Below are 13,893 nucleotides of genomic sequence, written 5' to 3'. Positions count from 1 at the left end.
CAATCTTTGTTGCTCTTAAAAGTCGTTGAGCTTTCCACGGGGCGTGCGGTGAGCCCGCAGGACAAGGAAAGCTTCGGCAGCGTTACATCGCACGTAGAAAATGCGATTTTTATTTTCGAGGAGTCTCGCACCTTGCTCTCTAATCAACTTGCACAAGGTGAGTTTTTAATAATGACTCTTTGACTTGGTCCTGGAAGGATAGACACCTCTCTGATACTTTATAAAATATAGAATGGATGTGTACAGACTTGATCAAACCCTAAACTTTCCGCCGTCTTAATCGAAGAAATATTGGAATCAAAACATTCCCACCTTGGGGAGAGGTGTTGTTTTAGTCCATCATCAATCATCATCTGGCCGATTATTCCTCCGAAACCATTCCTTCGATAAGCTTCACTCGTATAGAGATCAAAATCAAAGGAACCCCCTCCCACAGCTACTGTGGTAGCTTCACAAACAATATCCGCCTGTCCATTTACAATACAAAAACCGAATCCATGGGAGAAGAAGTTATCCAGTGACCCCCAATATAGTTCATAAAACTTCTCCGTGTATTCTTCACTTCTACCTATGATCGCACTATCGACTTTTTTGACGGTATACCCTTTTGGAAGGATTAATTTTTCCTGTTCATAAAACTTTTCCTTATTTAGGGCGTAAACAATTCTACTCTTTTTATCACTCGCTACATTCCAATGATCTATTTGATCCTCCCATTCTTTTGAAGCAAATAGAACCATTGGTTTATTCTTATTTATGACCTTTTCCATGAACCAGTTATGTAGAACTTCATCGAACTTTCCATCTTCAGAATTTCCAACGAGATGATGGATCCCATTGTGAACTTCAATTAGCACAGCCTTTGGAGCTGACCGGTCATCAACAAACACACGCCCATCAACGATTCCTTCCAATACAGAATACGAAAATGTATGATCCGTCTGTTCTTTTTCTAATATTTTCACTGCCTTGATGTAGTCTCTCTTTTCTAATTGTTCCATTTGATCCCCTCTCCTTCTAAAGATTATTTCTCTAGATTGCCAAATAATCCTTTTAAACCAGAGCTAAAAATAAGGGTACACATAATTGTTGTTTTAAAAATCTGCAAAAAGAAAAACGGGATTACTGAACGATCCAGTCCCGTTTTATCATAAATGTCAATTTTCATTTTTTATTTTAATTTCATCAGGTAAATCAGATGAAGCTTTTGGAACTTTCCGGGGTTCGAAGTTGATGACCTCAGAGGAATAGAGTTTTACGACCATGCTTCCTCCATACCGCTTAGCCCGGATCAATATCGGCTGATTATATTTATTGAGAAATTGAAAGTCAGCGCCATACCAGCTAACTGTCGCATCACGACCAGGCGGTACGTATGGGACACGCTTACTATGAGAGTATCGTTCAATGATTTGGAGTCCTGCTCGATCAACAGCATTGAACAATGTTGATGACACCTGGCAAATCCCTCCTCCAATCCCTTCTGACACTTCTCCTCTTACGATGACAGGAGCTGGCATATATCCTTTTTTCTTTGTTCTCCTGCCGACCACTTTGTTAAATGAAAACGTCTCCCCGGGAAAAATGACTGTATTATCGATCGCTTCTGCTGCAAGAGAAATATTATGTGTACGGTTTTCATTGTTCGAATTGAAATACGTCACATACTGGCCAATCTGCTGTACCTTGATATGAGCAAGCAATTCACTATCCACCTTCGGATAAATATCCATCTCTGGAACTTCTACCTTAGAAGGACCATCTCCATAGTAATAATCGAAAAACTGCTCCTTGAACATTTGCCGATCTAGCTTATAACCCACTTGTCCAGGTTTTATATTCCCCAAATCATCTAGCCTGGCATTGACAGGAGCTTGATAAACCTTTTGATCAAGCTCTTTAATGAATTTAGTGTATTTTTCAACATCAAGTATACGTGTATCCGGTATTCGTATCGAAAATTCTTCACGCTCAACGGTAGTAATGGTCTCTTTTTGTTGTGTCAACGTCAAGCTTTCAAGCTGTTCACCCTGTTGAGCCACTAACAAAAGAGCAGCCATCCAAATATGTATCATAGCAAGCATTACCTCCCGCCATTAGTATGGTCGTGGGAGCACCCTTTCATGTAACGATGATGAAAAGAATGTGTCAATATCTCTATTAGAGTTTTACAAACTTGGTTTTTTCCTGAGAAGATGCATCCAAACTGGCGGGAGTTCGTGTGTTTCTAAATGTTCGAATTTTAGAAGTTTAACTTTTTCCGGTAATGTGGGAGAAACTTCAAAGATCAATTTATCTTTTCCGACTGTGATATGGGGACCGACCACTGGAGTGACTTCTAATATGATGACAAAATGAAACTCACGAAATTCATTGATCCGATTTACTTTCTTAACTTTAATCTGGTATGGGTAAACGATTGGGTCCTTTTTCAAATAAAATGAATAATGATCCGAAATAGCTTGATCAATGTGTGGTCCTAGAAACAACATGATCATATCCTGATACTTCAGCTCTGTTGAATCTTCTTCAGGAAGTTCGACGGTATTTTTTGCATAAGAAGGTGTAATAAAAGACAATACAAGGATCAACATGAACACCATAATAAATTTTTTCTTCATATCGAACGAAAACCTTTCTGAACAGGGATGTTTCTAGGTTGCCTCATTCTCTCCCAATTATTTGTGTCACGTCGACAATACAAAAAGGACGCGCACTTGGAACGCGCCTCCTGATTGAAGTTACTTGGATTTTTTATGATGGAATACCGGTGCAATCTTATCGATTCTGTTCGTCCATATTCCGCCGCTGTAGTCTTTGGGTAACCGCTCCAAATCCTCCACTGCATCAAAGCCTTCCGACCAACTTCCATCGCCTGCGACCACAATGACTCGAGTATCGACTGCTTCAAGCCGGTTTAAGAACTTATCTGGCCATCCCCATAACCACGGTGCGATTTTTTCCGGAATATGGATCTGTGTCTCATGACAAGCTTCTGGAACGTGTCCTGTCCACCCCAAAGCGATATAGGGAATAAGGCAACTCTTCAAGGTAGCTTTTGACATGACCCTGGTGTCAGGAAGTTGTTCCTTGAGTGCAGCGATCGGTTCGTCCCCTCCATATACCGCGATCTGACTCTGTTGTTCTCCTGAAAGTTTAGAGAGAAGATGAGCAAGTTGAACCCCTTCTTTCGGATCGTTGCTCTTTATATGAATCAACAACGACTCATCTGGAAAATGGGAAAGGACCTCACTCAAAGATGGCATCAAACCGACTCCTTTACCCCGGAATGGGTAAGTCCTACCATCATCTGCTGTGTAGCCATATCCAATATCAATCTTTTTCAATTCATCCATCGTATACGCTTTCGGCTCTCCAGTTGCATTCGTTCGACAATCAAGTGTCCAATCATGGAAAACTGCGAATTGGTCATCCTTGGTGGGTCTTATATCAAATTCCACTATATCCCCCCCGACATCGAACGCTGCTTCCATGGATGAAATGGTATTTTCCAGAAAAGGATGCTCCGGTTCATAAATCCGTTCAGCCGTACAGGTATCTCCCTTTATCCCTTCCATACTGAAGGTTTGACTGAGTCCCCGATGTGCCAGGAGAAGTGGATCACCATTTCGTTCTTTGGTAAAAAGCGTGGTATTGTTCAGGTACATGAATATCACCAATAAAACAATGATGATCCCGCTCCATTTCAGTATTTTCTTGAACTTCATCTATGTATCCCCCATAAAAAGCACTTTTGCTGTTTCCTTAATATCCCTTAAACCTTGATCTCGTTGCAGTTGAGTTTAATCCATTCAAGATAATAGTTTAATAGCCCGTGAGTGAGGAAATCGAATGAATCGGGTGCGTTTTCAAATAACCGCTGAACATCACTAATACACATCCATTGATGTCCTGAAGCCTCATCATTAGCAGTTAATTCCCCTTCTTCCACTTCACATCTGAAAATAAAACCTATTGAGTCCACAGGGCCTTGAATTGTCTGATAAACAAAAAATGGGATCAACCCTTCAATTGTCGTACCATTATTAGAATAGACCTTTTGATTCGTCCCTTGTATAATCTCCTTAATTTTCAATCCCGTTTCTTCGAATACCTCTCTATGCAACGCATCTTGAATGGATTCATATTCCTCGATCCTTCCACCTGGTAATTCTAATGCTTTTGGCTGATTCGGTTTATCTCGCATTTGGACTAAGATTTCTATTTCCGATCCCCTTTTTCTTTCTATGATAGCTCGCGCATTTACATACACCACTTTGTCCCCCTTGGTAAGATTAAATGAATTTATCGACCAATTCCTTTTATATACGTTTCAAGGATCACATTCAAAGATTCGTTGAGATCGACTTGGGCATATGTTCACACCACCGCTAATGATTTTTTTGCTGTTGCAATCGCCTGGTTCATTCCCTTTTCTGGGTTAATGAGTAGATTTCCATGACCTACTGCAAGAACGGAAGGTTTATAACTTAACAGACGTTCTGCCGAAACGATCGCAGCCTCTTTATTCCATGTGGCCATCGCTGGAAAAGGAAAACGCCATCGCATATCACCTGATACAGCTATGCCGCCTTTCGTTTGAAAGGCATCTCCAGCAATTAAGCTGTTCGTTCTGACATCCAGAAACGACATCATCCCAGGTGTATGCCCTGGTGAATGTATAGCTGTCAAAGAACCGATTTTATCTCCATCACGTAAAAGAATATCTGGTGTCGTTTGAATGTTTTTCGGTACCCCGCCTCTGATCGGCAGATTCTCTTCCCCTTCTTCTAAAGAAACATCTCCTTTAAGAATCTTCAATTCCCTTTCAGAAATCAGGATTTCAACATCGGGAAGTTCCTGTTTAAGGCCATCGAGCGCGCCAACATGATCACTATGAGCATGGGTGAGCACAATTTTACGAATCGGCTTTCCTATATCCCTTGCGGCTTTCAAAATTCCCTTTTTACTAAAAGGCAAAGCAGTGTCAACTAGTGTGAGATACTTCTCTTCTTCGACTAAATAACAATTGACAGGAAAAAAATTCGGAAAGAAAGTAACCTGATAAACATCATTTACTTTTGTTATTCTCATAGGGACTCCTCCTAATCGGATCATTGTCATTATTTACGGCCATCTTTTTAAGTTTATTTATTTGAAACACCAAATAGATATTAAAGAATAGTGAAGAAATCAAAAATGCGGATAAGGCGTAGTCACCGTGTAAGTTTGCAATGAAATATAACGGAAACAAAAAGACCAGAATAGCTAAAATGATCCCATTGAACATCATTGCTCACATACATTCTTCAACTTTTTTGAAAAAATCGTCTTACTACTAGGGATTAGGTCTTCCATTCTTATTTCAACGAGTCCTATCTCTGTGATCATGCAATCTTTTGGTTCAAACCGGTCATGACAAAAGTTTAGCGTCTTAATCACTGCATCATCGTCAAGTCCGATCGCATATGTGCAATGGGGCGTCCAACTCTCTGGAAGATAAAGTTCATTCGCATAAGCGGTATACTCTTGAAAATCCTTATAAAATTGTTGATGTAAATTGAATAATTGGGTGGTCATCGTTGGAGGTGCAAATACAACAGATGTTGGAAAATCTCCCGACGGTGGAAACACGGATATACTTTCAAACTTGACCTGAAAGGAGGATAACTTATCCACTGCATTTTTAAATGTTCGTATGTACTGTTCGATTGGTATTCCTTCATGGTAAACAGCTAAGGTGATATGAGGTCTTATTTCTTGAATGTCTGCCATTTTGGATGTAATCCCTTTGTTTTTTAACCCCTCCCAAATACTTTTCACATAACCTTCTGTCTTTTCATCAAAAAATAATTCAACTGCATACTTCATTACATCACCTCTCCATTTGATTATGAATCAACTTTTGGAAATCTATCATATTGCTTCAATGCGTTTTCTAAAAAACGAATGTCATAACCCGTTTTTTCGTTTAACTTTGCTACCCATTCTTCAATGGTGTTTAATTTTGGATCGTTGAACAAACCTTCACTGGTACTTAGAAAGCTCTCCCAGTTGTAAAATTCCCAATGGGCTGTTTCAGCTTTATAGGGAACCCTGCATTCCAATAATGGTTTTGGGTTTATCACGTTTTGTGAGACTTCAGCTGCTTGCATAAAATATTCCATTTCAATCGTTGTAATGTTATACTCTTGATTAGAAACTTTGCCATTCGGTCTATGGTACAGAATTTCTATGTTCTTACCATTCGGTCTAACCTGGATTTCCGCAGCTGGAAAAAAGCCACTAAGCTTCTCAGCTGTAAATTCCTCAGATCTAGTATCAATTAAAATCGGTTTCAACCATTGGTCTCCTAAATCACACAAAAACCGATTGCCGAATTCATCCAAAGCCATCACTGCAACATGAGCATCTTCGGTTCCTAGATCATGACCAATAGGGTATGACTCAATTCCATCCTTTTTAAATTCATCTAACAACCAGATGGCAAGATCAAAACAATTCCCTGTGATCCCATACTGCTCCCTATGCTCTTTCATTTGGGAAACATCTCGTTGCTTCTTTTTACTTCCATTATTGTAAACCCATATTTTCGTTAACGTTTCCATTGGAAAACGATCGAATTTCCTCCATGTAGAAAGAATCTCTTTCGGTGGCAACATACTCAAATACCTCTCCTTTTAAACTTCTCTAATTAAGAAAATCAACTCAATGATTATTTACGGCATTATTTCTTTCATTTGTTCACCTGGTTTAGGTTTGCTTTCTTTTGAGCTTTCCAGGTTAGAATCATACAAGGGACACCTGCCATCATACTCGCTATAAAACTCCAAAGAATATACCGCCATTCTCCAGTAAAAAAAGCTACTCCAATAAAAAAAGCTAACTGCCCTACAAGTGCACACCAAGACGCCACCCATGCCAGTTTTAAATTTTCTTTCATAACCTCACCCCTAATGATTCATACAGGAACTTTAATACCAATTATTTCAAATAGATGGTGTTTACTCAATCTTTTTTTCTGTGTTTTTTGGATTCATTCAACTACAACCTTATTTGCCCTTTACTATAGAATGAAGCTGGAGAGCGATCCCCAGCTTCATTTCTGTCTATTGAGTTTTACCTAGTGGTTTTCTTCAGCTGCCATTGCGTCTGCTTTCGTTACATGGACCGTACCAAATGGATGCTCAGGCGGCGCATAAATCGTATACAGTTTAAGTGGTTTTCTTCCCGTATTCGTTAAATTATGCCATTTACCAGCTGGCACCATGATGGCATAATCATCATAAACCCTCTCTTCAAAATCCAATTGGTCTTCTCTATCGCCCATTTGAACCAATCCTTGCCCTTGTTCGATACGCAAGAATTGATCGACCGTCGGATGAACTTCTAAACCGATGTCTTCTCCAACACCGATACTCATCAAGGTAACTTGCAAATTATTCCCCGTCCATAAAGCGGTTCGAAACGTATTATTTTGCAGGGTAGCATCCTCGATATTCACTACGAACGGTTTTGTTCCATAATCCTTTAACGGAATACGGCTTTTCTTCTTTGAAAGAAAGCCAATACGCCTCACATGTTCCATCTCGTCATGACAAACCCTATAAAATACATTTTGAAAGGGTGAATATTGAGTAAGTATATAATTCTTACGTCCTTCTTCATGATTCTTAAACTCTGCTTCGTATGCCTTTTGTAGTCCCTCTCCATAAGTGCTGAACGGAACTTGGTCGATTTCATAGTCAGGCTGTTTGCCAGTCAGCATGCTATACAGATTCGTGAATTGTTTCAAGTGAGATTTTTCATCTTCCAAAGAATGAAGAATAACATTTTTATCATTTTGATTCGGAGCAACATTTGCTAATCGGCTATAAAGATCAATCGTTTCAGCTTTTCCTTTTATACCAGCATGAATCGCTTCTACAATTTGTTGACCATTCCCTTGAGGGGTTCTTTGCATCAAGGAAGCGTTATTCATCTGGGTGTTCATATAATATGGATACGGGTGCATATTGGGAGCATAGTACATTTAACTCATTCCCTCACAGATTTTTAAATATCCTATGCAATATGCCTAGAGAATGTACTTCACGATCTTAAGCACCTGTCAGCTCATTAGGCTCTACGCCTACCTCTCTCCATACTTGATCCAATTTATCAGCGTAGAACCGAATGGCTTTTTCATATCTCTTTATTTCATGGGCTTGTGGTCTCGAGGTAAGCTTTTTCAGAAGCAATTCCATAGCGGTTTCAAGGTCATTAGGTTATGTAAGGTCATGGAATAGAAAACTTTGCGATTTGATTCCGCTTTCTGGTTTTCTTTGCGCAAATGAATGGCTCGTTTTAGTTCTTTTTCCATGAAATTTTCCTGCTCTATTTCCATATTTTTCTGTATTTCTTTTTATATTTTTCATCTTCAACGGTCTCAATCAAGGTCATGGCTGTCTGTTTGATTTCCTCATCTCCAAGTTCTTCATATAAATGCTTTAGGTTTTGGAGGATATCCGAATGGATCAGGGTATAGTTCTTTTCATCCAGACAGCTATGAAAACGATGCACCAAATGATGGATGACCATCTCTTTTTGTTCGGATCCCGCGAGCCCGACTCTCCAGATGGATTGCAGGCTGTGTCTTGCTGTGACAAATTTTTCATCCTTAGTCACAGTCCAAAGCGCCGGGAAATCATCAAGCATCCGTTTCTCCGGATCGCTTTTCGCTAAATTGGCAAGAAACTGAGCGGCTCTCGACCGCTGATGGTTGTCCGGGTGTGTTAAATCTTCTTTCAACTCGTTCCAGACCTCATACGCCCAGTCGACTTCCTCCTTGGTCGCTTCGAGGATCTCTTGGTACGCGTCGTATTGTACTTGTTTATCCTTTGATTGTAGGTTTTCGAATTGTGTTTGGATGTGATTTTCCACATTTATCACCTCGTGAAGGATATACTTCGATAGCCGTAAAACCGCTTCCTTCTTTTGGAGAGCGGTTTTCATTTATAAATAACGGATATCGAGGATGTCTTGCAGTTTGAGGTCATGCCGGTCACCGAATTCATCGACAATCCGCAATTCTTTCCGGACGGGGTCTGCGTAATGGATGTTGCCGACGAGAATACGGTATTCATAATTGTCAAAATAGACGAAGGATAACGTCTGGCTATACGCCATCGCCTCGTGGATGATTTCATTCATTTCTTCAAGTTTCTGTTCATCGAGCTCGGGTTTCTTCTTTACGCGATCTTCTTCCTTCCAATCCCTGAGCAGCTTCACATGCTCCGGAAGCATCATCGCTGTCCATTTGATGTTGCCGCGATCACGAATTCCCATTTAGCTGACACTCCTTTCTACGCTTTATGTCCACCGACAAGACGGCTGCGATGTCTTGCGGTTCCAGCTGGTGTGTATGATACTGCACGTAAAAGGGAGTCCCCGCCGTACTTTTCTCGGATCTGGTCCATCGTGTAGCCGAGGGTCCGCTTTTTCGGACGGTCGAGCTCGAACAGGGAAAGCTGCATTTCATCATCCGGACAGACATTCGAAAGGGTGATTGAAAGCTTACGGACGGTCTCGCCTGTATAAAATTCATCAAACAACTCAAGGCACACGCGATAGATGTCCATCGTGATGTTCGTCGGCTCGGCAATCGTCCGTGACCGATGGAATCCTCCGCCGGCTTCATCTTTACTGTAGCCGACACCGAGACTGATTGTACGGCCCGCCTTGCGTGCTGTCCTTGCACGCCTGCCGACTTCTTCACACATTTCGAGGATGACGTGCTGTACTTCTTTCCGGTCTTTATAGTCACGGAGCAGAATCTGCCCTTTTCCATAGCTGATCTGCCCTTGCATGATGGGAGCACCGATTTCTGAGAGATCCACGCCCCATGCATGATAGTAAAGCTGGTTCCCCATAACTCCGAACTTCTTTTCAAGCATTTTCAACGGATAGTGCGCTAGCTGCCCGACAGACATGATACCCATCCGGTTCAACGTTCGCTCTAAACGCGGACCGATTCCCCACATATTGCTGAGCGGAGAAACCTTCCACAGCTTCTGTTCCACGTCGTCATACCTCCACTCTGCAATCCCTTTTTTCTTCGCTTCAAGATCAAGGCAGATTTTCGAGAGCAGCATGTTCGGTCCGATTCCGATGGCACATGGCAGGCCGTATTTTTCCCAGATCTCTTCCCGGATCCGGCGCGCAACCTCCCACCCATCTCCCCAAAGGCGTTCGGTTCCATCCACTTGAAGGAAGCTTTCGTCAACGCTGTACGTATGGATGGAATCCTTCGGTACGTATCGGTTGAACAAACGTGTCAGATCAGTCGAACGTCTTAGGTATAAACGCATCTGTGCATTGACGACATGGATGCGCGGATCATCAGGTACCTCGAACAAGCGGCTCCCTGTACGAATCCCGAATTCCTTCTTCATCATCGGAGAGGCTGCGAGTACGACACTCCCCTGCCGTTCCGTATCGCCTACGACGACAAGGTAGCATGTCAGGGGGTCGAGTCCCATTTCTACCGCACTGCAGCTTGCGAAAAAGCTTTTCATATCAATACAAAGGATCGTTCGTTTTTCAAAGGTCGAATAATCAATCTCCATCCTCAGTCACTCCCAATAAGAACGTTTGTTCTATATCTTATGTCTTATTGTAAGCGAATATACGTTCGCTTGCCACTGGAAATTTTCACCGAAGACCTATTTTTTTGCAAATGACCAACGTTGGGTAGGGTCACAGACCTAGAAATCAACGATATTTGAAAGTTTCACCGGAAAAATTTTGGTTTGCTGTGAATTATCCTGGATTTGCTGCGAATAATTAAAGAAAACCTGGCAAAGCTTAACCTTTGGCGATGGATGTGCCTTCTGAGAGCAAGAAGATTTTTCACTGATTGAATTAGTGGACACCAGAGGCCTTATTCGGTCGAAAACCCTGTGTTATCAAAATTTAGCGGACACCAGGGACCTTATTCACCTTAAATCATCTACGAAGAGACGATTTTCCCATGCATAACGGAACAGTTGTCCTCTAATTTTTCCGATCACCCCATTTTGTCACAAATAACGGAACAGATGTCCTCTAATTTTCACGGGCTCTACCAACTTAAGAAAGAGCATATACTTTCTTACAATAAAGAAAAGCCGCACTGGGACTCTCACCAGTTACGGCTTCTGTTCATTGTTTTGCCTTATGCAAAAGATCGACGAGGTGAACGGCTTCCAGACGGTCCTCCAATCCAGCTCGCTGGATCCCGAGACGCATCTGGATGAGGCAGCCGGGGTTCGAGGTAACAATGACAGCCGAGCCCGTCTTCTGGACGTCCTCCATTTTATGGTCGAGGATCTGCATGGACATCTCCTCTTCGATCAGATTATAGATGCCAGCAGAGCCGCAGCACATACTAGCATTACGAAGCTCGACATAGTCCACTCCATCAATATTTTGGAGCAGTGAACGCGGCTTAGTGTGTACCTGCATGCCGTGCTTCAAATGGCAGGAATCCTGATATGTCACCTTCTGCTCCGGTATTTTATAGGCGTTACCGGTATCCGCGGCTGCCACGAGGCTTGAAATGTCTTTGATTTTAGCGGAAAAGGCGGTTGCTCTTTCCTTCCATCCCGGTTCATCCTTCAACAAATGCGGATACTCGGCTAAAAAGGCGCCGCAGCCTCCTGCATTTGTCGCAATCTGCTCGAATTCCCCTGATTCAAATGCGCGGACGTTTTCTTTCGCGAGCTCTACAGCTTTTCCACGATCACCAGCATGCGCGTGCAACGCCCCACAGCATGTCTGCCTAGCCGGGATATCCACTGAATGCCCTGTGCCTTCCAGCAAATCGACGGTATGCTGATTCGTCTTCAAAAACAACGCATCCATGATACATCCACGGAAAAGAGCCACCGCCCGATCGGCATCACGGTCTGATGATTTCAGCTGCCTGAATGGAAAAGGAGCTTGTGGCAATGCACCTTCCATCTCGAACATCGATGAAGAAACCAGCTTCAACAACCTGGTCTTACGGGCCAGCCGCTGCAACCCTGACTTCTGATACAGCCATAAGAAAAAGACGCCGCCTTTCAAAAGAAATCGGTTCGTAATCAACGTATGTAAGAGAAAACGCTGCGTCACCCGTTTGAAAAAAGGAAGCTGTTTCTGTTCAGCGACGATTGCTCTCGCATCTTCCAGCAATTGTCCGTATTTGACACCAGATGGACAAGCTGTTTCACATGCACGGCATCCGAGACAAAGGCTCAATTCCCGCTCGAATCCTTCATCTGGTTCCATCACACCATCCACGACTGCTTTCATCAGAGCGATCCTTCCGCGTGGAGAAGAAGATTCTTTCCGGTTCGATTCGATGAAAGTCGGACAAGTCGGCTGACAAAAGCCGCAACGGGTGCAATTCAACAATTCATCATAATCCATGCGGTCTTGGAATTCTTTTTGTAATGTAGACGTTTTCGTCATGACTTGATCACAATCCGTTTCCTTGCATTCTCGGTAAACATTTTACCTGGATTCAATAGGTTATGTGGGTCGAGGGCCTGTTTGATGCCCTTCATGACATCGATTCCGCTTTCTCCGATTTTCCATGCAAGATAAGGCGCCTTCATCATGCCGACCCCATGTTCGCCGGTGATCGTTCCGCCCAGGTCGATCGCTTTTCCGAAGATTTCTTCAAATGCTTGCTCAACCCGTTCCATCTCTTGTTCATTACGAATGTCCGTCACACATGTCGGATGCAGGTTCCCATCCCCGGCATGTCCGAACGTACAGATCATCAGGTCATATTTACTCGCTACTTCGTTGACAAACCGTACCATTTCTGCAACACGTGAGCGTGGAACCGTCGCATCCTCGAGGATGGTCGTCGGCTTCAGCCTTGATAAGGCAGTGAGCGCTGTCCTTCTTGCAGTCATCAATTGTTCTGCTTCTTGATCAGTGGCAGCAACCTGAATCGAGCTTGCACCATTCATTTCACAAATCTGCTGGATACGCTTGATATCTTGACGGACGCTTTCCGCATGCCCATCTTGTTCAATCAACAACACCGCTTCCATATTCGTCGGGAGGCCGACGTGTGTAAAATCTTCGACAGCCCTCAGCGTTCCTTGATCGAGAAATTCGAGGGTTGCGGGGATGATTCTTGCAGCGATGATATCCGAGACGGTTTGTGCTGCACGCTCGATATCTTCGAAAAGAGCGAGCATCGTCTTCTTCGTCTCCGGCTTCGGGACCAGTTTTAAAATCGCTTCGGTAATCACAGCGAGCGTACCTTCAGAACCGATCAGCAACTTTGTCAGATCATAGCCTGCTACATCCTTCGCCAGCTTTCCTCCAGTTTGTATGATCTCTCCATTCGCCATAACCGCAGTCAATCCAAGGACATAATCCTTTGTGACACCATACTTCAAACCACGCAATCCTCCAGAACACTCGCTTATGTTTCCGCCGATGGTTGAAATTTTCATACTCCCGGGATCCGGCGGGTAAAACAAATTCCGCCTTTCTACTTCCTCGGAAAGGGTTTGGGTGATCACACCTGGCTGGACTGTAGCCGTCAGATTTTCATCGTCGATTTCCAGAATCGATGCCATCCGGTTGAAGAGCAGGACAATACCACCTTTTGTCGGTACGGTGCCAGCACACAGATTGGTCCCTGATCCTCGTGGCACGATTGGAACACTGAACTCGGCGCAGAGTTTCACCATTTTACTAATTTGTTCAGTAGAGCCTGGTTCTACGATCAGCTCTGGAAGCGATTGATAATTAGGAGTTGCATCATATGAGTAAGACAAAAGCGAAACACGGTCTGAATGAACGTATTCTTTACCGATGATTTCGATCAATCGCTCTACAAAAGAGGGATCCAGCATAATTTTCACC

Annotated in this window: 16 protein-coding genes; 1 reads left to right on the top strand and 15 read right to left on the bottom strand. The window is 42.9% G+C overall.

Annotated elements, in window-relative coordinates:
* The first annotated feature begins 6 nt into the window (after nt 1-6).
* The gene (locus tag ACTWQL_RS14265; RefSeq protein WP_443143098.1) at nt 7-183 is read left to right on the top strand and encodes a hypothetical protein; all 177 of its coding nucleotides are present in this window, start codon (nt 7-9) and stop codon (nt 181-183) included.
* 35 nt (nt 184-218) lie between these two features.
* Here ACTWQL_RS14265 and ACTWQL_RS14260 read toward each other — a convergent pair whose 3' ends face one another.
* The 15 genes from ACTWQL_RS14260 to glcD form a co-directional block, all read right to left on the bottom strand.
* Nucleotides 219-1,001: a GNAT family N-acetyltransferase gene (locus tag ACTWQL_RS14260; protein WP_443143097.1), complete on the bottom strand. Its 783-nt coding sequence runs from the start codon at nt 999-1,001 to the stop codon at nt 219-221.
* Nucleotides 1,002-1,157: 156 nt separating this feature from the next.
* A complete protein-coding gene (locus ACTWQL_RS14255) occupies nt 1,158-2,075 on the bottom strand; it encodes a VanW family protein (RefSeq protein WP_443143096.1) in 918 nt (305 codons plus the stop codon).
* A gap of 93 nt (nt 2,076-2,168) precedes the next feature.
* Nucleotides 2,169-2,621 carry a DUF3888 domain-containing protein gene (locus ACTWQL_RS14250; protein ID WP_443143095.1) on the bottom strand — a complete coding sequence of 151 codons (453 nt, stop codon included), beginning with the start codon at nt 2,619-2,621 and terminating at the stop codon, nt 2,169-2,171.
* 120 nt (nt 2,622-2,741) lie between these two features.
* On the bottom strand, nt 2,742-3,728 hold the full coding sequence (locus ACTWQL_RS14245) for a glycerophosphodiester phosphodiesterase family protein (protein ID WP_443143094.1): 987 nt from the start codon (nt 3,726-3,728) through the stop codon (nt 2,742-2,744).
* A 47-nt stretch (nt 3,729-3,775) separates the two neighbouring features.
* Nucleotides 3,776-4,273, bottom strand: a complete 498-nt coding sequence (locus ACTWQL_RS14240; RefSeq protein ID WP_443143093.1) for an NUDIX hydrolase — start codon at nt 4,271-4,273, stop codon at nt 3,776-3,778.
* Nucleotides 4,274-4,380: 107 nt separating this feature from the next.
* Nucleotides 4,381-5,094, bottom strand: coding sequence for an MBL fold metallo-hydrolase (locus ACTWQL_RS14235; protein ID WP_443143092.1), 714 nt, complete (start codon nt 5,092-5,094; stop codon nt 4,381-4,383).
* A 195-nt stretch (nt 5,095-5,289) separates the two neighbouring features.
* Nucleotides 5,290-5,871, bottom strand: coding sequence for a 2'-5' RNA ligase family protein (locus tag ACTWQL_RS14230; RefSeq protein WP_443143091.1), 582 nt, complete (start codon nt 5,869-5,871; stop codon nt 5,290-5,292).
* A gap of 20 nt (nt 5,872-5,891) precedes the next feature.
* On the bottom strand, nt 5,892-6,662 hold the full coding sequence (locus ACTWQL_RS14225; RefSeq protein WP_443143090.1) for a hypothetical protein: 771 nt from the start codon (nt 6,660-6,662) through the stop codon (nt 5,892-5,894).
* A 74-nt stretch (nt 6,663-6,736) separates the two neighbouring features.
* A complete protein-coding gene (locus ACTWQL_RS14220; RefSeq protein WP_443143089.1) occupies nt 6,737-6,943 on the bottom strand; it encodes a hypothetical protein in 207 nt (68 codons plus the stop codon).
* Nucleotides 6,944-7,123: 180 nt separating this feature from the next.
* Nucleotides 7,124-7,993 carry a cupin domain-containing protein gene (locus tag ACTWQL_RS14215; RefSeq protein ID WP_443143088.1) on the bottom strand — a complete coding sequence of 290 codons (870 nt, stop codon included), beginning with the start codon at nt 7,991-7,993 and terminating at the stop codon, nt 7,124-7,126.
* 383 nt (nt 7,994-8,376) lie between these two features.
* Entirely contained in the window at nt 8,377-8,922 is a 546-nt protein-coding gene (locus ACTWQL_RS14210; RefSeq protein WP_443143123.1) for a hypothetical protein, read from the bottom strand.
* 72 nt (nt 8,923-8,994) lie between these two features.
* Nucleotides 8,995-9,327, bottom strand: coding sequence for a YolD-like family protein (locus ACTWQL_RS14205; protein ID WP_443143087.1), 333 nt, complete (start codon nt 9,325-9,327; stop codon nt 8,995-8,997).
* Between the two features lie 17 nt (nt 9,328-9,344).
* A complete protein-coding gene (locus ACTWQL_RS14200) occupies nt 9,345-10,607 on the bottom strand; it encodes a Y-family DNA polymerase (RefSeq protein WP_443143086.1) in 1,263 nt (420 codons plus the stop codon).
* Between the two features lie 574 nt (nt 10,608-11,181).
* On the bottom strand, nt 11,182-12,474 hold the full coding sequence (locus ACTWQL_RS14195) for a (Fe-S)-binding protein (RefSeq protein ID WP_443143085.1): 1,293 nt from the start codon (nt 12,472-12,474) through the stop codon (nt 11,182-11,184).
* On the bottom strand, nt 12,471-13,883 hold the full coding sequence (glcD, locus tag ACTWQL_RS14190; protein WP_443143084.1) for a glycolate oxidase subunit GlcD: 1,413 nt from the start codon (nt 13,881-13,883) through the stop codon (nt 12,471-12,473). Before glcD ends, ACTWQL_RS14195 begins: the two co-directional genes overlap by 4 nt.
* Between the last annotated feature and the right edge of the window lie 10 nt (nt 13,884-13,893).

Source organism: Pseudalkalibacillus sp. R45 (genome assembly GCF_052246725.1).
Taxonomy (GTDB): Bacteria; Bacillota; Bacilli; order Bacillales; family Fictibacillaceae; genus Pseudalkalibacillus.
Note: the sequence above shows the minus strand (reverse complement) of the source record. Positions and strands in the feature narration are given on the sequence as shown.